Origin of the sequence: Pseudomonas sp. Irchel s3f10 (assembly GCF_900187515.1) — a bacterium.
Classification (GTDB): Bacteria; Pseudomonadota; Gammaproteobacteria; order Pseudomonadales; family Pseudomonadaceae; genus Aquipseudomonas; species Aquipseudomonas tensinigenes.
In genome coordinates this window covers 56171-77044 of sequence record NZ_FYDZ01000007.1, presented here as the reverse complement: position 1 = coordinate 77044, position 20874 = coordinate 56171, and the positions used below count along the sequence as shown (strand labels likewise).

20 protein-coding genes and 1 riboswitch are annotated in these 20874 nt (G+C 60.8%); of the genes, 14 read left to right on the top strand and 6 right to left on the bottom strand.

Annotation, left to right across the window (positions count from 1 at the left end; translation table 11 throughout):
* The first annotated feature begins 71 nt into the window (after positions 1-71).
* Genes CKW17_RS16655 through CKW17_RS16645 form a run of 3 tightly spaced genes read left to right on the top strand, consistent with a single transcriptional unit; the run spans position 72 to position 2592 of the window.
* A complete protein-coding gene (locus CKW17_RS16655) occupies positions 72-1046 on the top strand; it encodes a glycosyltransferase (RefSeq protein WP_095120662.1) in 975 nt (324 codons plus the stop codon).
* Positions 1047-1733 carry a hypothetical protein gene (locus CKW17_RS16650; protein ID WP_095120661.1) on the top strand — a complete coding sequence of 229 codons (687 nt, stop codon included), beginning with the start codon at positions 1047-1049 and terminating at the stop codon, positions 1731-1733.
* A gap of 58 nt (positions 1734-1791) precedes the next feature.
* A complete protein-coding gene (locus CKW17_RS16645) occupies positions 1792-2592 on the top strand; it encodes a hypothetical protein (RefSeq protein WP_095120660.1) in 801 nt (266 codons plus the stop codon).
* Positions 2593-2596: 4 nt separating this feature from the next.
* On the opposite strand, the gene CKW17_RS16640 is transcribed toward CKW17_RS16645, so the two are convergent.
* The 4 genes from CKW17_RS16640 to CKW17_RS16625 all read right to left on the bottom strand — a co-directional run bounded on the left by CKW17_RS16640 (position 2597) and on the right by CKW17_RS16625 (position 6025).
* On the bottom strand, positions 2597-3559 hold the full coding sequence (locus tag CKW17_RS16640; RefSeq protein WP_095120659.1) for a metal ABC transporter ATPase: 963 nt from the start codon (positions 3557-3559) through the stop codon (positions 2597-2599).
* 31 nt (positions 3560-3590) lie between these two features.
* Positions 3591-4403: an aldo/keto reductase gene (locus CKW17_RS16635; protein WP_095120658.1), complete on the bottom strand. Its 813-nt coding sequence runs from the start codon at positions 4401-4403 to the stop codon at positions 3591-3593.
* Positions 4400-5575, bottom strand: a complete 1176-nt coding sequence (locus tag CKW17_RS16630) for an FAD-binding oxidoreductase (RefSeq protein ID WP_095120657.1) — start codon at positions 5573-5575, stop codon at positions 4400-4402. The genes CKW17_RS16635 and CKW17_RS16630 overlap by 4 nt, the downstream gene beginning before the upstream one ends.
* 117 nt (positions 5576-5692) lie before the next feature.
* Entirely contained in the window at positions 5693-6025 is a 333-nt protein-coding gene (locus CKW17_RS16625) for a multidrug efflux SMR transporter (protein WP_007915730.1), read from the bottom strand.
* A gap of 110 nt (positions 6026-6135) precedes the next feature.
* Between CKW17_RS16625 and CKW17_RS16620 the strand changes: the two genes are divergently transcribed.
* Complete coding sequence (locus tag CKW17_RS16620) at positions 6136-7032, top strand: LysR family transcriptional regulator (RefSeq protein ID WP_095120656.1); 897 nt, start codon at positions 6136-6138, stop codon at positions 7030-7032.
* 11 nt (positions 7033-7043) lie between these two features.
* Positions 7044-8318 carry a lipid IV(A) 3-deoxy-D-manno-octulosonic acid transferase gene (gene waaA, locus CKW17_RS16615; RefSeq protein WP_095120655.1) on the top strand — a complete coding sequence of 425 codons (1275 nt, stop codon included), beginning with the start codon at positions 7044-7046 and terminating at the stop codon, positions 8316-8318.
* An 89-nt stretch (positions 8319-8407) separates the two neighbouring features.
* Here waaA and CKW17_RS16610 read toward each other — a convergent pair whose 3' ends face one another.
* Entirely contained in the window at positions 8408-9841 is a 1434-nt protein-coding gene (locus tag CKW17_RS16610) for a TolC family outer membrane protein (RefSeq protein WP_016985680.1), read from the bottom strand.
* Between the two features lie 206 nt (positions 9842-10047).
* Positions 10048-10153, top strand: a riboswitch (TPP riboswitch).
* Positions 10154-10299: 146 nt separating this feature from the next.
* On the opposite strand from CKW17_RS16610, the gene thiC reads away from it, so the two are divergent.
* Entirely contained in the window at positions 10300-12189 is a 1890-nt protein-coding gene (gene thiC / locus CKW17_RS16605; RefSeq protein ID WP_007915736.1) for a phosphomethylpyrimidine synthase ThiC, read from the top strand.
* 110 nt (positions 12190-12299) lie between these two features.
* Positions 12300-13592, top strand: coding sequence for a putative hydroxymethylpyrimidine transporter CytX (cytX, locus tag CKW17_RS16600; RefSeq protein WP_095120654.1), 1293 nt, complete (start codon positions 12300-12302; stop codon positions 13590-13592).
* On the opposite strand, the gene CKW17_RS16595 is transcribed toward cytX, so the two are convergent.
* Complete coding sequence (locus CKW17_RS16595) at positions 13561-14307, bottom strand: RsiV family protein (protein ID WP_095120653.1); 747 nt, start codon at positions 14305-14307, stop codon at positions 13561-13563. The two genes, cytX and CKW17_RS16595, sit on opposite strands and share 32 nt — an antisense overlap.
* A 227-nt stretch (positions 14308-14534) precedes the next feature.
* On the opposite strand from CKW17_RS16595, the gene CKW17_RS16590 reads away from it, so the two are divergent.
* From CKW17_RS16590 to CKW17_RS16560, 7 genes are all read left to right on the top strand, one after another.
* Positions 14535-15152: an NUDIX domain-containing protein gene (locus CKW17_RS16590; RefSeq protein WP_095120652.1), complete on the top strand. Its 618-nt coding sequence runs from the start codon at positions 14535-14537 to the stop codon at positions 15150-15152.
* Entirely contained in the window at positions 15143-15595 is a 453-nt protein-coding gene (locus tag CKW17_RS16585; RefSeq protein ID WP_034151669.1) for a DUF1249 domain-containing protein, read from the top strand. Before CKW17_RS16590 ends, CKW17_RS16585 begins: the two co-directional genes overlap by 10 nt.
* Positions 15596-15694: 99 nt before the next feature.
* Positions 15695-16510, top strand: coding sequence for a 3',5'-cyclic-AMP phosphodiesterase (cpdA, locus tag CKW17_RS16580; RefSeq protein ID WP_095120651.1), 816 nt, complete (start codon positions 15695-15697; stop codon positions 16508-16510).
* Positions 16511-16799: 289 nt separating this feature from the next.
* Positions 16800-17408, top strand: coding sequence for a YqiA/YcfP family alpha/beta fold hydrolase (locus CKW17_RS16575; protein WP_095120650.1), 609 nt, complete (start codon positions 16800-16802; stop codon positions 17406-17408).
* A 41-nt stretch (positions 17409-17449) separates the two neighbouring features.
* Positions 17450-19357, top strand: a complete 1908-nt coding sequence (gene parE / locus CKW17_RS16570) for a DNA topoisomerase IV subunit B (protein ID WP_095120649.1) — start codon at positions 17450-17452, stop codon at positions 19355-19357.
* Positions 19357-20346 carry an esterase-like activity of phytase family protein gene (locus CKW17_RS16565; protein ID WP_095120648.1) on the top strand — a complete coding sequence of 330 codons (990 nt, stop codon included), beginning with the start codon at positions 19357-19359 and terminating at the stop codon, positions 20344-20346. Before parE ends, CKW17_RS16565 begins: the two co-directional genes overlap by 1 nt.
* Positions 20343-20867 carry a TIGR02281 family clan AA aspartic protease gene (locus CKW17_RS16560; RefSeq protein WP_053116749.1) on the top strand — a complete coding sequence of 175 codons (525 nt, stop codon included), beginning with the start codon at positions 20343-20345 and terminating at the stop codon, positions 20865-20867. The genes CKW17_RS16565 and CKW17_RS16560 overlap by 4 nt, the downstream gene beginning before the upstream one ends.
* Positions 20868-20874: the final 7 nt, after the last annotated feature.

Here is a 20874-nt window from a genome sequence, read left to right as displayed (position 1 = left end):
CCGTTTCCGTTGATGTTGGCAGGTTTGAATCCGATGCGCTTGCCTGCCTACGTCGCGTGGTCGATTAATCTATGAAAGTCATGCTCCTGGTGATGGACGAGCAGCGGGTCATTCTCGACCGGCTTTACGACATCGTGCAGCAGAACTGTGATGAATGTTTCATCTATCGGCTGAGCAAACAGCAGCAGTTGAATCTGGGGTCATTTCTGGCCTCGGTCGATTACCAGACCTTTGATCGCGTGGTGATTTTCTCCCGGGTCAAGCGTCTGGCCACGCAACTGCAGGTGCTCAAGTGCATTCCCGGGCTGGTGTTTCTCGAGCACGATGCCTACCAGAACTACATGCCGGCGAGTAAATATCGGGGCGTGTATTCACGGCTCTATCGTCGTCTGCCAAGTTGTCGGGCACTGGTGTCGGGTGCCGTTGTCGCGCGCAAGATGCTCGCTGAAGGCATCGACACAGTGTTCGTCTCCAAAGGTTATGACGAGCAGATGCTGCACAACACCGGCGTCGAACGGGACATCCCCATCGGTTTTCTTGGCAGTCTGAAGAGCACCGAGTATGCCGAGCGCAAAGCCATGCTCGAGTCGCTCTCCAAGCGCACCGGTATGCTGGTGACCCGCACCAAGTCGGGCGCGGAATATCTGCAGACGCTCAATCGCATCCGGATTTTCGTCAGCGCCGACATCGGCATGAACGAGTTCATGATCAAGAACTATGAAGCCATGGCCTGCGGCTGTGTACTGCTGGCCTGGAGTCAGGGCGAAGAAGACCGCTTGCTCGGCTTTGAAGACATGCACAACACCGTGTTCTATCGCAGCGAAGAAGAGGCGGTGGAAAAGATCAAGCTGCTGCAAAGCGATCCGGAACTGGCAGAGCGCATTGCCCGCAACGGCCAGGAGTTCGCGCAAAGCCGCTATTCCTTTGCCCGTGTCGGTCAGGCACTGGCCACGGAAATCCAGCGTGAGATGCGCCCATGGCAGCCGCCCTCGGCGTTCACGCGATTCTGGGTGAAGTTGCGTTACGGGATGAAGGTGCCGGTCTGAATGAAGGACGAACACATGGCGCTGGATGCGCTGCCCGGTGGTGATCAGTCCGTACTGGGTGCTTTACCCACAGAGCTTCTCGACTGTCTGAGCCGTGCGCCTCGGGTCGTGCTGATTGCCAACAACCCAGCCATCACGGCGGCGGACTTTCAGGCGTTGAACATTGGCGTCGATGACGTCGTTGTCAGCTTCAATACCTGTATCAAAGCGGCGCTGCTCAACGAGCACAGCGTCAATGTTTTCGTGCATGGCTACAACGCGCCGGATGCATACTTTTTTGGTCTGCCTTACGCGCAGCCGGTACAGCAGATGTTCGAACAGGCGAGCGAACGTTGTTTCAGCATGTTGGTGGGCTGTGCCGCACCCATGTGTCCGTTGCCACGTGTGGCCATGTATTGGGATCGCATTCCATTGCCGCCGCTGTGGAACTACCCGGTCGACCGGCCGGGCGGCAAGCGCTACGTCGGGCCTTCCACCGGTTTCAACACGCTGGTGTTGTTCGACTGGTTGCGTGGCCATGTCGGTTATACCTATCAGCTCATGACCCTGGGGTTTTCCAACGAAGCAGGAAAACTGTGGGGCGGCCATGCCTGGGACTATGAACGTGACTGGCTGCAGAAGTCGGACATCATCGTGGTGCCGCTGCAACCCCGTCGCTGGTGGCAAAAACTGTTTCGACAGAAGTAAGCGACATCGTCTGTCCGGTTGCCAGCAGGTCCGAACTACTTTCAAAAGGTGCTGTTGAGTGTTGAAAATTGCCGTGGCTTTTTTCGGGATCCCGAGAAATTCGCCGATCTGTTTCCCCTCTATCGAACAGAACGTTCTGGCGCAGTTGCCTGCAGGCAGCGACATAAAGTGCTTCTACCATCTGTACAAGATTGATGAGGTGCAGAACTCGCGGTCCGGCGAGAAAGGCGAATTGACGGCGGACAACTACCAGCCTTTCGAATCGATGATCGGCACGCTGACCTCGACCGAGGGCGTCCTGGAGCGCTGGGATTTCGAGCAGGTCAAAGCTCAGGGCGACACCTGGGCCGATGACTATGCCTCGTTGCGTAATCTGATCTATCAGCTCAACTCGCTGCACACCGTGACGACCATGATCGAGTCCTTCAATCCGGATTTCGTCGTGTTCGTGCGCCCGGACAATTTCTTTCACAGCGCATTGCCTGGCTATGTCTTCGCTCACCCTGAGGCTCGCAAGCACAACGCTTATATTCCGGACTGGCAGTGGTGGGGCGGCTTGAACGACCGCTTTGCGGTTTGCGGGCGCGATACCTATGTGGCGTACGGCAAACGGGTCGAGCGTATCTTCGATTTCTGCAAGGCGACAGGTCGAAAGCTGCATTCCGAGCGCTTGCTCAAATATGCGCTGCAGCAGGTCGATGCCAAAATCTGCACACTGCCGACCCAGGCATCGCGGGTGCGCATTACCGGTGCCTTTGCCGAAGAATCGTTCTCGCCCAAGCGCGGCATGGGCAAGCGCGAAAACCGCTATTTCCACTTATTTGCCGCGTTGCGCACGTGGTGGGATCGCCGCCGTTAAACCGCTATTTGGCGGTTTTTTTGCCTAGCCCGACCAATCGCAGCGCCTTGATACTCAACTGCTTGAGCCCCTGACGCGGGGCTTTCGCCGGTTGCAGGCCCTGTTGCACCAGCCAGTCCTTCCAGCGAATCCGCTCCTCGCGCACGACCCAACCAGTCTGTGTCGCAAAGCTTTCCGCGAGGTACAGACCTCGGGTGCTGGCGGGGACGAGTTTGTCGCGCTTGAGCGTGTACAGCTCGGCCAGTGGTGCGCCTTCCTTGAGTGGCATCAAGTACAGGTCGGGGCGTTTGCGGTCGAGTCGGGCTACCAGTTGATCACCCTCCAGACGCTCGTCGACGTGGAACAGACTCAGGGACTTGGCTTCCTTGGGCACATCCAGGCGCAAATCGTAGATCAATTGCAGTGACGCGGTCGGCAGGTGCACATAGGCCCGTGGTCGTTCGAGCAATTGCAGATTGGCGCAACGGATCGGTCGCGCCGAGCCGGACAACGGGGTCAGGCGGAACGGCAGAGCCTCGCGATAATGCAGCGCCGCCGAGTAGGGCGCCGGCAGCCAGGTGTCGTTGAAGCGTCCGCCGAGCCAGCCTTCTGGCGTCTCGAGCAAGCACTCTTCGGCAATTTCCTGAATGGCGGTGTGCAGCGGAATATTCAGTTCATGCGCCGGCACGTAGCCGGAAATCAACTTGAGCACGACGTCGCCGCGATCCTGTCGGCGCTGGCGCACCAGCACCCAATAATCGCGATTCTGCCAATGCAGGGTCAGGCGTACCGAAACGCCGAGATTGGCCAGTTCCAGCGAGAAGCGCTCGGCATCGGCCACGCTCACCGGTTTGCGCCGCTGCAAGGTCTGCGTGAAGTTCAGCGGCATGCCGACGCTCTGATAGGTCAGGCCTTCGGGGGTTGCTTCGACGAACAGCGGCAGGGTCTTGAAGTTGCTCGGGTTCTTTCGGATGAGCGTGCGCGGCATATCGGCTCCTGCTTAAGGCCGCGAGGCGGCGTCAGTGACCACGAAGGACCTGGGCAACGGTCGCTACGTTGTGGGCGAGGTGCAGCGGATTGATCGTGCCGACAATAGCACTGGCCACACCAGGTTGCGCGAATAGCAGTTCGAAGCTGGCGCGCACCGGATCCACGCCCGGACTCAGGCAAACATGACCGCTGGCCAGGGCTTTTTTCACCAGAATGGCTTTGCCGTGGGCAGCAGCATAGTCAATGACAGCCTTCTCGCTTTGTTCGTTCAGATTGTAGGTGACCATCGCGCAGTCGCCTTGCTCCAGTGCTTTGAGGCCACCTTCGACGGTTTTGCCGGAGAAGCCGAAGCCGCGAATCTTGCCTTCGGCCTTGAGTGCGGCGAGTGTCGCGTAAACCTCTTGGTGCTCGAGGATCGCCATGTCGTTGCCGTCGGAATGCACCAGCACCAGGTCGATAAAATCGGTTTCAAGACGTTGCAGGCTGCGTTCCACCGACATCCGTGTGTGCGCCGCGCTGAAGTCGTGGCGCGACAGGCCATCGGCAAACTCTTCGCCGACTTTGCTGACGATTACCCAGTCTTGCCGCTGGCCGCGTAGCAGCGGGCCGAGGCGTTCTTCGCTGCGACCGTAGGCGGGGGCGGTGTCGATCAGGTTGATGCCCAATTCCCGCGCCTGCCGCAGCAGCATCCGCGCTTCGTCATCACCGGGAATCTGGAAACCGTTGGGGTATTTCACCCCTTGGTCGCGGCCAAGTTTGACAGTGCCCAGGCCCAGCGGCGAAACCGTCAGGCCGGTGCTGCCCAGCGGACGGTGGAAGTCATGCAGGCTGGCAATGGTCATGGCAGCAGTTGCTCCCAGGCAGGTACGCCCATCGGTGGTTTCGGCAGGGCCGGCAGCGGTTCGGTGGCTTGCGGCTGGATGCCGTCGCGCTCAAGGGAGGCGATGACTCGGTCAGCAAAGTCTGGCGCCAACGCCAGTTTGGTCGGCCAGCCGACCAGCAAACGGCCCTGTTCGGCGAGGAAGGCGTTGTCCGGGCGCGTGAGCCCAGTTTGCAGCGGCTCGGCACGGTCAACCCGCAGGGTCGCCCATTGCGCGGTGCTGAGGTCGATCCACGGCAACAACTGGGCGATTTCTTTCTGCGCGGTGGCGATCTGCTCGGCCGGCTCGCGGTGCACGCCTTCGCTTTCGGCGATATCGCCGCCCATGTACCAGACCCACTGACCGTCAGCGGCCGGATGAGTGGTCACGGTGATGCGCGGTTTGGTGCCGCCACCCAGGCAGTGCGCGTACAGCGGTTTGAGGCCCGGGCCTTTGGCAATGATCATATGCAGCGGGCGGCGTTGCATGGCCGGCTGGCTCAAGCCGAGGTCTTCGAGCAGTTGAGCCGTGCCGGCACCGGCACTGAGGACAATGCGTTGCGCACGGATCTCGCGGCCGTCGACTTTCAAACCGACCAGCACGCCCGCTTCCAGCAACGGCTCAATGGTTTGCCCGGCGAGCAGGCCATCGCCGGCCAGATCGGCGAGACGCTGGACCAGGCTCGGCACGTCAACAACGAGTTCGGCGAGACGGTAGACCTTGCCCTTGAAGCGCTTGTCCTGCAGGGCCGGCGGCAGTTGCTCGCCCTTGACCTGATCGACCCGGCCACGCACGGCTTTACTGGCGAAGAAACTGGTGAGGTTGCCGGCGAGGGTGCCCGGCGACCACAGGTAATGGGCTTCGGACAGCAGGCGCACGCCGGACAGATCCAGCTCGCCATTGCCGGCCAGCGCTTCACGCCAGCGGCGCGGCATGTCGGCGATGGCTTCCGAGGCGCCGGTCAGTGCACCGTGCAGCGCGTACTTGGCGCCGCCGTGGATGATGCCCTGGGACTTCACAGTCTGCCCGCCGCCGAGGCTGGCGCTTTCCACCAACACGGTCGAAAAACCCTGACGGCGCAGACGCGCGTTCAGCCAGAGGCCGGCGACACCAGCGCCGACAATCAGAACGTCGGTGGAAATAACGGATGGCATGCAGCGACCTCGGAGCTTAGAGAAGCCGCAAGTTTCAAGCTTCAAGCCGCAAGCTGCAACCCGGCGCTGGAAAATCAGCTCTGCTTGCAGCTCGGGGCTTGATGCTTGTCGCTGCTTTTAGTGGCCGGCAGTTTTCGAGAACAGCTGGATCACGACGACGCCCAGCACGATCAGCGCCATCCCCAGCATCGCCGGGATATCCAGCTTCTGCCCGTAGATGAACAGCGCCGCTACGCTGACCATCACAATGCCCATGCCGGCCCAGACCGCGTAAGCCACGCCGACCGGAACGGTGCGCACCACCAGCGTCAGCATCCAGAACGCAATCGCGTAGCCGACGATGACCAGCACTAGCGGCAGGGGTGTGCTGATACCTTTGACGGCCTTCATCGACACAGTGGCGATCACTTCGGCGCAGATGGCAATGGCCAGGTAGGCGTAGGCGTTCATGGTTCAAATCCTCAATGTGAAACGTTGCTTGCTGAGGCGGCATTCTAGTGATTCGCCAGATGGGGTAAAGTCATTACCTATCTGTTACAGAGATGGGTTGGTGAATCAGCATGCAGTGGAATCTGGATCAACTTCGGGTGTTTGTCGACGTCGCCGAACACCGCTCGTTTTCCGCCGTGGCGCGCCAGCAGCGCAAAGCGCAGTCGGCGATCAGCAGCGCGATTGCCATGCTCGAAGATGACTTGGGCGTCAGCCTGTTCGAGCGTAGCAGCGGCCGTCAACCAACGCTCACCGAGGCGGGCGAAGCGCTGTTGGAAGAGGCACGTGAAGTCCTGCGTCAATGCGAGCGCCTAAACGGTCGGGCGATGGCGATGCTGCGCGGCCAGGAAGCGCAACTGCGCGTGGCCCAGGACGAGGCGATGCCCTATCAGGCGCTGGTGGAAAGTTTCGGTGAACTGGCCGAGCAGTTCCCCAGCCTTGAAGTGCAACTGACCAGCGCCGCTCAAGGTGAAGTCGCGCACAAGCTGGTGGAGCGCCGGGCCGATCTCGGCCTGCTGTTTTATCACGACGAAATCCCTGAAGCGCTGGAGCGCCGCGTGCTCGGCAGCGTCGAAATGGTCACCGTCTGCGGGATCAATCATCCGTTGGCGAAGCAGTCTTACGTGACCTGCCAGCAACTGGCGCAGCACCGACAGTTGCTGATGTCGACGCAAACCAGTGTTTATCCCGGCAACGAACCGGCCAGCCCGCAGGTGTGGCGCGCGGACAGTTTCTACGTCATGTCCGAATGGCTGGTGCGCGATCTCGGTTGGGCCTGGTTGCCGCGTCATGTGGTGCAGTACTCGGCGTATCAGGGTTTGATGGTTGAACTGGACAGCGAATGGACGCCGCCGGCGCTGGTGGTCGAACTGGTCTGGCGCCGCGACGAACCGCTCGGCCCGGCCGCGCGTTGGCTGGCCGAACGTTTTGCCGTGCACTTGCGCGCGATCGGCGAGAAAAGTCGATAAACTCCGCCGCCATGAATAGAACTCTCTACACCGCGCTGTTTTATCTGGGGCTGCCATTGGTGGCGATTCGGCTGTGGCTGCGGGCGCGCAAGGCGCCGGCGTACGCCAAACGGATTGGCGAACGCTTCTCCTACGGCATGCTGAAACTGCAACCCGGCGGCATCTGGGTGCACGCGGTATCGGTGGGCGAAAGTATCGCCGCCGCACCGATGATTCGCGCCTTGCTGCAGCGTTATCCACAGCTGCCGATCACCGTCACTTGCATGACGCCAACCGGGTCGGAGCGGATTCAAGCGCTGTTCGCCAATGAGCCGCGCATCCAGCATTGCTATCTGCCCTACGACTTGCCCTGTGCGGCGGCGCGGTTTCTTGATCGCGTTCAGCCGAAGCTCGCGGTGATCATGGAAACCGAACTGTGGCCCAACCACATTCATCAGTGCGCCAAGCGCGGGATCCCTGTGGCGCTGGCCAATGGGCGTTTGTCCGAGCGTTCGGCACGCGGCTATGGCCGCTTCAGCAAGCTGACCGCGCCGATGCTTGCCGAGATGAGTCTGTTCGCCGTACAGACCGAAGCGGAAGCACAACGCTTCCGTGATCTTGGCGCCCGTCCGGAGACGGTCGAGGTCACCGGGTCGATCAAATTCGACCTGACCATCGCCCCGCAACTGCTGCAACGCGCCACCGAACTGCGCGGCCAGTGGCAAGCGCAGGAGCGTCCGGTGTGGATCGCCGCCAGCACCCACGAAGGCGAAGACGAAGTGGTGCTCAATGCCCATCGTCGCTTGCTGGCCAATCACCCGGATGCGTTGCTGATTCTGGTGCCGCGTCACCCGGAGCGTTTCAACTCGGTGTTCGAACTGTGCCAGCGTGAAGGCTACGCCACGGTGCGGCGTTCGACCGGGGCCAATGTTGATGCGCAGACGAGCGTACTGCTCGGCGACACCATGGGCGAGTTGCTGTTTCTCTACGCCCTGGCTGACAGCGCGTTTGTCGGCGGCAGTCTGGTGCCGAACGGCGGGCACAATCTGCTGGAACCGGCCGCGCTGGCGAAACCGGTGATCTGCGGCCCGCACCTGTTCAACTTCCTCGACATCGCCGCGCAATTGCGTGAAGCCGGGGCGTTGGCCGAGGTCGATGATGCCGAAGGGCTGGCGGTGGAAGTGCAGCGCCTGTTTGAATTGCCGCGCGATGCGCAGCGCATGGCTGACGCCGGGCTGGCAGTGATGCGCCGCAATCAGGGCGCATTGCAGCGGTTGCTGGATGGTTTGGGCCGACTGATCAAGTAAGCAAAAAGATCGCAGCCTTCGGCAGCTCCTACAGGAAACGTATTCCAATGTAGGAGCTGCCGAAGGCTGCGATCTTTTGTTTTTAAGGCTTAAGGCCGGGCCTTGAGCTGCGCCTCGGCAGCCTTGGCCAGATCCGGCGGGAGGAAATCCTTGTCCGGGTTGTAGTCGGCTTTCAGATAACGCCGCAGATCTTCCAGATCCCCCGGATTCAACGTCCCCGCCGCCTGCTTCAAGCGCAGGTTGTCGAGGATGTAGTCGTAGCGCGTGTTGTTGTAGTTGCGCACCGAGGTGTACAGCTGACGCTGCGCATCGAGCACGTCAACGATGTTGCGCGTACCCACCTGGTAACCGATTTCCGTGGCTTCCACCGCGCTCTGGTTGGAGATGATCGACTGACGACGCGCCTGCACCTGCTCGACGTCGGTGTTCACCGCACGGTGCAGGTTACGAGTGTTTTCGACGATCTGTCGGCGCAGGGATTCGCGCTGTTGTTCGCTTTGATCCAGTTGCGCATACGACTGACGCACTTGCGAACTGGTCAGCCCGCCGCTGTAGATCGGAATGTTCAGTTGCAGGCCGACCGTGCTTTGTTCGACGTTGCCACCGTAGGGCGCACCGAACGAGTTCGGGTTGGCGAAACCGAGGGCGTCGTTGTCGCCTTTCTCGTATTTCGCTACCGCGTCGAGGGTCGGCAAGTGGCCGGCCTTGCGTTGCTTGAGCGTTTGCTCGGCAGAGCTGACCGCGTAGTTGCTGGCGAGCAGATTGAGGTTCTGCCGCGCCGCCGTGTCGACCCAGGATTTCGCATCGTTCGGCGCTGGCGGCAGGATCGGCAGCGTATGGACGATGCCCTGAATCGAGTTGTACTGGCGGTTGGTCAGGGTGATCAGCGCTTCAAAGGCATCATCGACCTGACGCTGGGCGACGATGCGGTTGGCCCGCGCAGTGTCGTAACTGGCTTGCGATTGCAGGACGTCGGTCTTGTCCGAGAGGCCCACGTCGAAACGCTCGTTGGACTGGTCGAGCTGGCGCTTGAACGCGGCTTCTTCAGCCTTGGTCGAGGCCAGGTTGTCCTGACTGCGCAGCACGTTGAAATAGCTTTCGGCCGATTGCAGGATCAGGTTTTGCTCGGTCGCTGACAGTTGCAGCGCAGCCTGTTCGTTGACGTCCTTGGCGGCCTGGTACTGGAACCAGCGATCCGCGCGGAACAACGGTTGCGCGAGGGTCGCCTGATACGAGTGAGCGCTGCGATTGGCAATGGCCGAGGGCTGATCGATCGAGGTGCGCACGTTGGCGGTTTCGGCGCCGCCGGACAGGTTCGGCAGCAACCCGGCGCGAGCCTGTGGCACTACTTCTTTCTGCGCACCGTACTGGGCACGGGCGGCGGCGAGATCGGCGTTGTTGTCGACCGCTTCCTGATAGACGCTGACCAGATCGGTTTTGGTCGACAAGGGCGCTTCTGCTGCCCAGGCCATTGCGTTGGACGCACAAGACACGGCAAGAGCCAGTGAGAGTTTGCGCAGCATGAGGCGATCCCTAGCATTAATATTATGGAAGTAATCCGGACGCCAAAGGTAAGGCGCAGGCCCCGCAGCGTCAAGACTTGGCAGGGCACAGCGAGTGTAGTTGCGCAAGCGCATCACAACAATCGGCCAAGCCCCTGTATTTGCGCCATTCATCATGGTGATTGCCACGGTGTTGGCGTTCTTTGCCAGTTGTGTCTAGACTGGCCGGGTTCTTGTCGGGGTGCCTTGCTATGAGGCTGAGATCGAATAATTTCGGATCCCGTTGAACCTGATCAGGTTAGCGCCTGCGTAGGGAACAAGATTTCTCGTCACCCGGCGAGTCCTCTTGTGCTTCGTCCGGGAAATTGTTCGACAATCGAACGCTCGACGACGATGCACAGCACCGGTCCTGGTGCGTCCGTGCCTTTCAGGTTCTGCTCCGACAATCCACTGCCTGGATGCTGTCTGGAGAGCCCGTGATGACTACAAAATCAAAAAACGCGATCAACCTGAGTGACTCGGCCAAGGTCGACGAGCAATCGGTCAAGCCGTTCACCCGTTCGCAAAAAGTCTACGTTCAGGGCTCGCGCCCGGACATCCTCGTGCCGATGCGCGAAATCACCCTCGATGTGACCCCGACCGACTTCGGCGGCGAAATCAACGCGCCCGTCACCGTCTACGACACCTCGGGCCCGTACACCGATCCGAACGTGGTGATCGACGTACGCAAAGGCCTGGCCGATGTGCGTTCGGCGTGGATCGACGACCGTGGCGACACCGAGCGTCTGGCCGGCCTGAGTTCCAACTTCGGTCGCGAACGCCTCGCCGATCCGGAATTGACCAAACTGCGCTTTGCCCACGTCAACAACCCGCGCCGCGCCAAGGCTGGCGCCAACGTCACGCAAATGCACTATGCGCGTCAGGGCATCATCACGCCCGAGATGGAATTCGTCGCCATCCGCGAAAACATGAAGCTTGAAGTGGCCCGCGCCGCCGGCCTGCTCGATCAGCAGCACCCGGGCCACAGCTTCGGCGCCAGCGTGCCGAAAATCATCACCCCTGAATTTGTCCGTGAAGAGATCGCCCGTGGCCGCGCAATCATTCCGGCCAACATCAACCACACCGAACTGGAACCGATGATCATCGGCCGTAACTTCCTGGTGAAGATCAACGGCAATATCGGCAACAGCGCGCTGGGTTCGTCCATCGAAGAAGAAGTGGCGAAACTGACCTGGGGCATTCGCTGGGGCGCGGACAACATCATGGACTTGTCCACCGGCAAGCACATTCACGAAACCCGCGAGTGGATCATCCGCAACTCGCCGGTGCCGATCGGCACGGTGCCGATCTATCAGGCGCTGGAAAAAGTCGGCGGCGCGGCCGAAGACCTGACCTGGGAGCTGTTCCGCGACACGCTGATCGAGCAGGCCGAGCAGGGCGTCGACTACTTCACTATTCACGCTGGCGTGTTGCTGCGCTACGTGCCGCTGACCGCCAAACGCGTGACCGGTATCGTTTCCCGTGGCGGTTCGATCATGGCCAAGTGGTGCTTGGCGCATCACAAGGAAAACTTCGCCTACACGCATTTCGAAGAAATCTGCGAAATCATGAAAGCCTATGACGTCAGCTTCTCGCTGGGCGATGGCTTGCGTCCGGGGTCGATTGCCGACGCCAACGATGCCGCCCAATTCGGCGAACTGGAAACCCTCGGCGAACTGACCAAGATCGCCTGGAAGCACGACGTGCAAACCATGATCGAAGGCCCGGGTCACGTGCCGATGCAGTTGATCAAAGAGAACATGGACAAGCAGCTGGAGTGCTGCGACGAGGCGCCGTTTTACACCCTCGGCCCGCTGACCACCGACATCGCGCCGGGCTATGACCACATCACCTCGGGTATCGGGGCGGCGATGATCGGCTGGTTCGGTTGCGCGATGCTCTGCTACGTGACGCCGAAGGAACACTTGGGTCTGCCGAACAAGGATGACGTGAAGACCGGGATCATCACTTACAAGATCGCCGCCCACGCAGCGGACTTGGCCAAAGGACATCCGGGTGCACAGATTCGCGACAACGCCTTGAGCAAGGCGCGTTTCGAATTCCGTTGGGAAGACCAGTTCAACCTTGGTCTGGACCCAGACACCGCCCGTTCGTATCACGATGAAACCCTGCCGAAGGATTCGGCCAAGGTCGCGCACTTCTGTTCGATGTGCGGGCCGAAATTCTGCTCGATGAAGATCACTCAGGAAGTCCGCGAGTACGCGGCCAACCAGCGGATCGACGCGGTCGATGTGGACGTCGCCCAAGGCCTGGCGGAACAGGCCGAGCGGTTCAAGAAGGAAGGCAGTCAGCTGTACAAGAAAGTCTAGCCCCGAGCGGCAAGCTACAAGCTGCAAGATCAGAAGCAGTCCGCGCACTGCTTCTAACTTGTAGCTCGCAGCTTGCAGCTTTTTCTCTGCTCCTTTTTGAGATAACACCCTTGAGCATTCAACCCAGCACCTATTCCCCAGACCTCGCCGTACCCGCCGACAAGCGTGTGTTCGGCGGTCGCGATCTGTTTTCCCTGTGGTTCTCCCTCGGCATCGGCCTGATGGTTTTGCAGACCGGCGCATTGCTCGCTCCAGGTCTGGGCCTGTCCGGTTCGCTGCTGGCGATTTTCCTTGGCACGCTGGTCGGCGTAATGTTGCTGGCCGCCGTTGGCGTAATCGGCAGCGACACCGGCCTGTCGTCGATGGCCGCGCTGAAACTGAGCCTCGGCAGCAAAGGTGCGAGCCTGCCGGCGCTGCTCAACCTGCTGCAACTGGTCGGTTGGGGCTCGTTCGAAATCATCGTCATGCGCGACGCTGCCAGCCTGCTCGGTACCCGCGCGTTCAGCGAAGGTTCGCTGTGGTCGAACCCGGTGTTGTGGACGCTGTTTTTCGGTGCGTTGGCAACCTTGCTTGCGGTCAGCGGGCCGCTGACTTTTGTCCGGCAGATCCTGCGCAAGTGGGGCATCTGGCTGCTGTTGGCGGCGTGCCTGTGGCTGACCTGGAACCTGTTCGCCAAAGCCGATCTGGCCGATCTCTGGTCGCGCGCCGGTGACGGTTCGATGCCGTTTGCCGTGGGCTTCGACATCGCTATTGCGATGCCACTTTCGTGGCTGCCGCTGATCGCCGATTACTCGCGTTTCGGCAAGCGGGCGAAGAATGTTTTCGGCGGTACTGCGGTCGGTTTCTTCATCGGCAACTTCTGGCTGATGAGCCTCGGCGTTGCCTACACTTTGGCCTTCGCGCCAAGCGGTGAAGTCAACGCGCTGTTGCTGGCTCTGGCTGGTGCCGGGCTGGGCATTCCGCTGCTGCTGATTCTGCTCGATGAGTCGGAAAACGCCTTCGCCGATATTCACTCGGCGGCGGTGTCCAGCGGGATTCTGTTGCGTCTGAAAGTCGAGCATCTGGCCTTGGCCATCGGCGTGATCTGCACGCTGATCGCCCTGCTGGCGCCGTTGGCGCAGTACCAGAACTTCCTGCTGTTGATCGGTTCGGTGTTTGCGCCGCTGTTCGGCGTGGTGCTGGTGGATCACTTCATCCTGCGCAAGCGCAGCGCTCAGGTTGCGTCAGCCGCATTGCGCTGGCCGGCGTTGTTGGCGTGGCTGGGTGGCGTGAGCACCTACCACTTGCTGGCGAATCTGTATCCGGATGTCGGCGCAACCCTGCCGGCGCTGGTGCTGGCAGGGCTGTTGCAGTTAGTGCTGGGCCGGGCCTTCAGTTACGGCCGGGAAACAGCTCGGGCTTGAGAATGCCGTTCAGACGCGGGTAAGGAATCTTCAGTTCGACGTGGCCCAGCGCGTAAGGCGCAATGGTGGTCACGTCGTACTTGAGGATCACGCCGCCATAGGTCAGCGCTACGTTCGGGGTTTTCACGAACGGCCAGTTCGCCACGAACTCCGGCTCCTGATCGAGCTTGGTGCTGATCAACCAGCTGTTGTGCGCCACCTGCGCGGCCTTCCAGAATGCCTCTTCCTGACCCGGCATCAGCATGTCGGACAGGTTCAGCACTTTGTGCTGCTGGCGCGAATAGTTGATGAAACCGCGACCCGGGGTGCCATGCGCGCCGCCGGTGTCGAGGTAGCTCGACACCTCGATGATCACCAAGCCGTCATGCTGCTCACGTACTTTCGCTTGCAGGTAGCTGCTGTTGCGCGGGCCGGCGCTGGCCAGAAACTGCTCGCGGTAGGCCGCCAGGGTGGGCGCCACCGGCGCGTTTTTCTCGGTGCGGGTCATTTGCAGCAGACGTTTTTCGATGATTCCGTCCAGCGCAGGTTCGGCCGGGAAGCGCAGGGTGTCGATGTTCACCAGCGGGCAATCCGGGTTGGAACAGCCCGGTTTCAGTTGTTCCGATGCATCGCGGGTGGTTTCCAGCGGCGTGCGGTAGTTGGGCTGGAACAGGCTGGCGCACGCGCCCAGAGTCAGGGCAATGGCGGCCACGGAGGCAATTTTGAAAAGCGACATGGGCGTCCTTTCGAAAGCAGGGGAAGGCAAAAAGATATCCGCTTCGACTCTCGCAGAAGCAGTCAGTTCGCCACTAAGCTAATTAGAGTGGGTTTCGCCTCCACCGTCCATCCCGCTGACGGTAAAGGGGCTGCATCAAACCGTTCGGGCGCGTTAGGATGGCGCGAAGTCGAGGTTGCCAGTAACAAGCGGCAACTCGTAATGGATCTGCAGTAAAGAGGATGCTCATGACTGATTTTGCCAACGCCATTCCGACCGCCGTCGATATCGTGCGGCGCGAAAAATGCTACGAGGGCTTTTACAAGCTCGACCGTGTCCACTTGCGCCATGAATTGTTCGCCGGTGGCATGAGCCGCGAAATCAACCGTGAAATCTTTGTTCGCCACGATGCCGTGTGCATGCTGCCGTACGATCCGCAGCGCGATGAAGTGGTGCTGATCGAGCAGTTCCGTATCGGCGCCATGGGCAAGACCGACAATCCGTGGCTGGTCGAACTGGTCGCTGGTCTGATCGACAAGGATGAACAGCCGGAAGAAGTTGCTCACCGCGAAGCGCAGGAGGAAGCTGGGTTGGACATCATGGCCTTGTGGCCGATGACCAAATATTTCCCGTCGCCGGGCGGCAGCAACGAGTTCGTGCATTTGTACTTGGGGCGTTGCAGCACCGACGGCGTTGGCGGCCTGCATGGCCTGGAAGAAGAGGCAGAAGATATCCGCGTCACGGTCTGGGCCTTTGAAGATGCCTTGCAGGCCGTCCGTGACGGACGCATTGCCAACGCGGCGAGCATCATCGCCTTGCAGTGGCTGGCGCTGAATCGCGCCGAAGTGAGGGGGTTATGGTCGTAAACAAGTTGCGCGATCGCTATCGGGTTGACCTCGTGGGGCTGCAAGCCGCCTGCGAGGCCAACTACGCGCGTCTGATGCGACTGGTCCCGGACATGCGCAACGAACCCGAGGCGCGGCGCATCGCCGTCACTCAGGGCGAGCAGATGCTCGGCGTATTGGCCCTCGAAGTGCTACAAACCTGCCCGTACACCACCACTTTGCAGGTGCGTCAGGAACACAGCCTGCCCTGGCTGCCGGTGCCGCAACTGGAAGTGCAGGTCTATCACGACGCGCGCATGGCCGAAGTGGTCAGTGCCGAACATGCACGACGCTTTCGCGGCATCTATCCTTACCCGAACGCCGCCATGCATCAGCCGGATGAAAAAGCTCAGCTCAATCTTTTCCTGGGGGAATGGCTGAGTCATTGTCTGGCGTTGGGGCACGAGTACGAAGTCGTACGCTAGTTGTGAACTGCGTCCGGTTCGGCGGTTTCCTCTTTCACTGATCCCCCAGCATAATTGCGGCACTTGATCGATTCCGTGCTTTTGCCTTGGGAGAACGCCTTGCCGAGCGTATCCACGTTGACCACCGCCGATCCGGCGTTGCTGGTGCAGTTGTCCGACAGCCATTTGTTTGCTGAAGCGAACGGCACACTGTTGGGCATGAACACCCGCGAGAGCCTGCAAAAGGTCATCGAGCTGGTGCTGGGGCAGCAGCCGCAGATCGACCTGATTCTGGCCACCGGCGATATCTCGCAGGACGGCACGCTGGAGTCGTATCAGCAGTTTCGCCAGATGAGCGCGCAGATCGACGCTCCGGCGCGGTGGATTCCCGGTAATCACGACGAACCGATGATCATGGCAGAGGCGGCGGTGCAGAGCGCGTTGCTGGAATCGGTAGTCGATATCGGTAACTGGCGGGTGACGATGCTGGATTCGGCGGTGCCGGGTTCGGTGCCGGGTTATTTACAGGACGATCAACTGCAACTGCTGGCCCGTTCGCTGAGCGAAGCGCCGGAGCGCCATCATCTGGTGTGCTTTCATCATCATCCGGTGTCGATCGGTTGTGCGTGGATGGAACCGATCGGTTTGCGCAATCCGGAGGCGTTTTTCGAGGTGCTGGATCGTTTTCCACAGGCTCGCGCGGTGTTGTGGGGGCATGTGCATCAGGAGATTGATCGTGAGCGCAATGGCGTGCGGTTGATGGCTTCGCCTTCGACGTGCATTCAGTTTGAGCCGGGGAGTGAGGACTTCAAGGTGGGGGAGCAGGCGCCGGGGTATCGCTGGTTGCGGTTGTTGCCGGATGGGCGATTGGAGACTGGCGTGGAGCGTGTCACCGGTTTTGCTTTTACCGTTGATTACGGTTCCGAAGGTTACTGATTTTCGATCAAGAGCCCCTCACCCCAGCCCTCTCCCGGAGGGAGAGGGGGCCGACCGAGGTGTATTGCGTCATGCGTCGACCTGAAATACTGAGTTGATTATGGATTCGCCCAATCACTTTCAGGTCGGTGTATCTCTTTAATATCCCCCAATCAGTCCCCTCTCCCTCCGGGAGAGGGCTAGGGTGAGGGCAGCTCGTGATGTCACACCAAATTATCGAAACCACCCCCAATCCAATCTTCTCTCCCTGTAAACTCCGCAAACCCAAACCGACACCCAGGGAGCTCAAATGTCCGGTTCGATCCTCTATATCCACGGTTTCAACAGCGCCCCGGCCTCGAAAAAGGCCTGTCAGCTGGTCTCCGTGATGGAGCAGCTGGGTTTGAGCGACAAATTGCGAGTTCCGGCCCTGCATCACCACCCGCGCGAAACCATCGGTCAGTTGGAGCGGGCAATCGCCGAGCTGGGCAGCCCGCTGCTGGTGGGAAGCTCACTCGGCGGCTACTATGCGACTCACCTGGCCGAGCGCCATGGCCTGAAAGCCCTGCTGGTCAACCCGGCGGTCAGCCCGCACCGGATGTTCGACGGCTATCTGGGCACGCAGAAAAACCTGTATACCGATGAAACCTGGGAATTGACCCACGACCACGTCACCGCTCTGGCCGAACTGGAAGTGCCGGCGCCTCAGGATGCGCAGCGCTATCAGGTCTGGTTGCAGACCGGCGATGAAACACTGGATTATCGCCTCGCCCAGCAGTATTACCGGGCCTGTGCCTTGCGTATTCAGGCCGGCGGCGACCACGGTTTTCAGGGTTTTGCCGGGCAATTGCCGGCGTTGCTGAGTTTTGCCGGCATTGGCGCCGATGTGTATCAGGCAATCGATTTCACCGCACTGTGAAGTCTTGCCCCTATTTCATGAATGACTGACGACGAGACCCTATGGCCACTCCCAGCGCTAGCTCTTATAACGCCGACGCCATCGAAGTCCTCTCGGGCCTCGACCCGGTGCGCAAACGCCCCGGCATGTACACCGACACCAGTCGGCCGAACCACCTCGCCCAGGAAGTCATCGACAACAGTGTCGACGAAGCCTTGGCCGGCCACGCCAGATCGGTACAGGTCATCCTGCATGCCGATCACTCGCTGGAAGTCAGCGATGACGGCCGTGGCATGCCGGTCGACATCCACCCGGAAGAGGGCGTGTCGGGCGTCGAACTGATCCTCACCAAGCTCCATGCGGGCGGCAAGTTCTCGAACAAGAACTACCAGTTCTCCGGCGGTCTCCACGGCGTGGGTATTTCCGTGGTCAACGCCTTGTCGACCGAAGTGCGCGTACGCGTGAAGCGTGACGGCAACGAATACCAGATGACTTTCAACGACGGCTTCAAAGCCTCGGAACTGGAAATCGTCGGCACCGTCGGCAAGCGCAACACCGGCACCAGCGTGTACTTCGCGCCGGACCCGAAATACTTCGACTCACCAAAATTTTCCATCAGCCGCCTCAAGCACGTGCTCAAGGCCAAGGCCGTTTTGTGCCCGGGGCTGCTGGTCAGCTTTGAAGACAAAGGTACCGGCGAGAGAGTCGAGTGGCATTACGAAGACGGCCTGCGCTCGTATCTGGTCGATGCGGTCAGCGAATTCGAACGCCTGCCGAACGAGCCGTTCTGCGGCGCTTTCGCCGGTAATAAAGAAGCGGTCGACTGGGCGCTGCTGTGGCTGCCGGAAGGTGGCGACGCGGTGCAGGAAAGCTACGTCAACCTGATCCCGACGGCGCAGGGTGGTACCCACGTCAACGGTTTGCGTCAGGGCCTGCTCGATGCGATGCGCGAGTTCTGCGAATTCCGCAGCCTGCTGCCGCGCGGTGTGAAGCTGGCGCCGGAAGACGTCTGGGAACGCATCGCGTTCGTCCTGTCGATGAAAATGCAGGAGCCGCAATTCTCCGGCCAGACCAAAGAGCGTCTGTCATCGCGTGAAGCGGCGGCGTTTGTCTCTGGTGTGGTCAAGGACGCGTTCAGCCTGTGGCTCAACGCCAACCCGGAAACCGGTCTGGCGCTGGCTGAACTGGCGATCAACAACGCCGGTCGTCGCCTCAAGGCCAGCAAAAAGGTCGAGCGCAAACGCGTTACACAGGGCCCTGCATTGCCGGGCAAACTGGCGGACTGCGCCGGGCAGGATCCGATGCGTTCCGAACTGTTCCTTGTCGAAGGTGATTCCGCCGGCGGTTCCGCCAAGCAAGCGCGGGACAAGGAATTCCAGGCGATCCTGCCGTTGCGCGGCAAGATCCTCAACACCTGGGAAGTCGACGGCAGCGAAGTGCTGGCCAGCCAGGAAGTGCACAACATTGCCGTGGCCATCGGTGTCGATCCGGGTGCGGCGGACATGAGCCAACTGCGCTACGGCAAGATCTGCATCCTCGCCGACGCCGACTCCGACGGTCTGCACATTGCGACCTTGCTGTGTGCGTTGTTCGTCCAGCATTTCCGCCCGCTGGTGGATGCCGGTCACGTCTATGTGGCGATGCCGCCGTTGTACCGCATTGACTTGGGCAAAGAGATTTACTACGCCCTCGACGAAGCCGAGCGCGACGGCATTCTCGACCGTCTGGTCGCCGAGAAGAAGCGCGGCAAACCGCAGGTCACCCGATTCAAAGGTCTGGGTGAAATGAACCCGCCGCAGCTGCGTGAAACCACCATGGACCCGAATACTCGGCGTCTGGTGCAACTGACGCTGGGTGAAGACTTCGCCGAAACCTCGGAAATGATGGACATGCTGCTGGCGAAGAAACGCGCCGGTGACCGCAAGACCTGGCTGGAATCCAAAGGCAACCTCGCCGAGGTGCTGGCCTGATGCGGTTTGGCTGGGCCTTGGCGGGTGCGTTGCTGCTGAGTGCAATGAATGTGTCGGCCGAGCCGTTGCAGGAGTTGCGCGTGCTCTCCGGGCACCCGGTCGAGGGCATGCGCGGCGGCAACCTGTCGGGGCTGGCCATGTGTGGCGGCGAGTTGTGGACGGTGTCGGACCGCGATGACGATCAGATCTATCGGCTCAATACCGCCGAACAGGTCTGGCAGGCCGAAGCCTTGCACATCGACGTACCCCTGGTGCCTGAGACCGGTTTGCCGTGGGGGTTGCGCTCGCGCAATTGGGCCGCGTCGTTCGTGCGCGGTGGCGATCTGGATTTCGAAGGCATCAGCTGCGACAGCGCCGGCAATCGCTACATTGTCAGCGAGGGCCACGCGGCGGTCTTGCAGGTGCCCGTCAGCGGCCCGGTCAACTGGCTGAAGATCTCGCCGATGATGGTTCGCGAAGCGCGGGCCAGCGGCATGCTCCTGCATTTCAATGCGATCTTCGAAGGCCTGGCGATCAGCCCGGCGGGTGATCAGATGTGGCTGGCCGCCGAGCGGCAAAGCCGTGGCTTGCTGCTGATCAAGCGCCAGCAGACGGTGTGGGATTGCGACGGTCGTTGCGTGCTGCTCAGCGAGGGCGGCAAGGAAATGCAGCCGCCGCAGTTCCTGAAGGCCAGAGCGGTCAACCGAGACTTTTCCGACCTTTCGTTGTTTAACGGCAAATTGTTTACCCTTGAGCGCAACGCGTTCCAGATTTGTCGGCGCGATGCGCAGACCGCCAAGGTCGAGCGTTGCTGGTCGTACGCCGCTGAACTGTTGCAGGCCAACCGCCGTTATTCGCAGAACTTCGGGTTGGAAGAGGCGCTGATCGTTGACGCTGATGGTGCATGGGTCGGCGTCGACAATAATTTCGGCCCGCGCGCTGACGGTGAGGTTCGGCCGATCGTCTGGCGCTTCGCCGCACCTGACGGTGGCTGGAGCGCCAAGCCATGAGCCAGCAACCGCCGGGCAAGCGCGCCGGTCGGGTGCTGATGATTCTGGCGTGGTGCGCGGCGCTGTTCCTCGCGACGCGGTTCTTTGGCCAGTGGGAGCAACGCCAGCAGAATCCGAACGTGGTAGTCAGCTCGGAGCAGGGTGAAGGGTTTATCGAGGTGAAACTGGCCGGTAATGCCCAAGGGCATTTTGTCGCCAGCGGTCAGATCAACGGTGAGCCGGTGGAGTTCATGCTCGACACCGGTGCGACCGATGTGGCGATCCCGGCGGATCTGGCCAAGCGTTTGAAACTGGAAGAGGGCTTCGGAGTGACCCTGAGCACGGCCAACGGCCTGAGCCAGGGCTATCGGACCAAAATTGCCCGTCTGCAACTGGGTGACATCGTGCTGCGGGACGTCCGTGCACTGGTGGCGCCGGGGTTGCATGGCGATCAGGTGCTGCTCGGCATGAGCGCCCTGAACAAACTTGAATTTACTCAGCGCGGTGGCACCATGCTGCTGCGCCAGACAACGAACCGATGAGGCCTGC

What these genes read in the sequence shown, in the direction of transcription:
- CKW17_RS16655 (WP_095120662.1), top strand. Translation starts at nt 72, where the DNA reads ATGAAAGTCATGCTCCTGGTGATGGACGAGCAGCGGGTCATTCTCGAC.
- CKW17_RS16650 (WP_095120661.1), top strand. Translation starts at nt 1,047, where the DNA reads ATGAAGGACGAACACATGGCGCTGGATGCGCTGCCCGGTGGTGATCAG.
- CKW17_RS16640 (WP_095120659.1), bottom strand. Translation starts at nt 3,559, where the DNA reads ATGCCGCGCACGCTCATCCGAAAGAACCCGAGCAACTTCAAGACCCTG.
- CKW17_RS16635 (WP_095120658.1), bottom strand. Translation starts at nt 4,403, where the DNA reads ATGACCATTGCCAGCCTGCATGACTTCCACCGTCCGCTGGGCAGCACC.
- CKW17_RS16630 (WP_095120657.1), bottom strand. Translation starts at nt 5,575, where the DNA reads ATGCCATCCGTTATTTCCACCGACGTTCTGATTGTCGGCGCTGGTGTC.
- CKW17_RS16625 (WP_007915730.1), bottom strand. Translation starts at nt 6,025, where the DNA reads ATGAACGCCTACGCCTACCTGGCCATTGCCATCTGCGCCGAAGTGATC.
- CKW17_RS16620 (WP_095120656.1), top strand. Translation starts at nt 6,136, where the DNA reads ATGCAGTGGAATCTGGATCAACTTCGGGTGTTTGTCGACGTCGCCGAA.
- waaA (WP_095120655.1), top strand. Translation starts at nt 7,044, where the DNA reads ATGAATAGAACTCTCTACACCGCGCTGTTTTATCTGGGGCTGCCATTG.
- CKW17_RS16610 (WP_016985680.1), bottom strand. Translation starts at nt 9,841, where the DNA reads ATGCTGCGCAAACTCTCACTGGCTCTTGCCGTGTCTTGTGCGTCCAAC.
- thiC (WP_007915736.1), top strand. Translation starts at nt 10,300, where the DNA reads ATGACTACAAAATCAAAAAACGCGATCAACCTGAGTGACTCGGCCAAG.
- CKW17_RS16595 (WP_095120653.1), bottom strand. Translation starts at nt 14,307, where the DNA reads ATGTCGCTTTTCAAAATTGCCTCCGTGGCCGCCATTGCCCTGACTCTG.
- CKW17_RS16590 (WP_095120652.1), top strand. Translation starts at nt 14,535, where the DNA reads ATGACTGATTTTGCCAACGCCATTCCGACCGCCGTCGATATCGTGCGG.
- CKW17_RS16585 (WP_034151669.1), top strand. Translation starts at nt 15,143, where the DNA reads ATGGTCGTAAACAAGTTGCGCGATCGCTATCGGGTTGACCTCGTGGGG.
- CKW17_RS16575 (WP_095120650.1), top strand. Translation starts at nt 16,800, where the DNA reads ATGTCCGGTTCGATCCTCTATATCCACGGTTTCAACAGCGCCCCGGCC.
- parE (WP_095120649.1), top strand. Translation starts at nt 17,450, where the DNA reads ATGGCCACTCCCAGCGCTAGCTCTTATAACGCCGACGCCATCGAAGTC.
- CKW17_RS16565 (WP_095120648.1), top strand. Translation starts at nt 19,357, where the DNA reads ATGCGGTTTGGCTGGGCCTTGGCGGGTGCGTTGCTGCTGAGTGCAATG.
- CKW17_RS16560 (WP_053116749.1), top strand. Translation starts at nt 20,343, where the DNA reads ATGAGCCAGCAACCGCCGGGCAAGCGCGCCGGTCGGGTGCTGATGATT.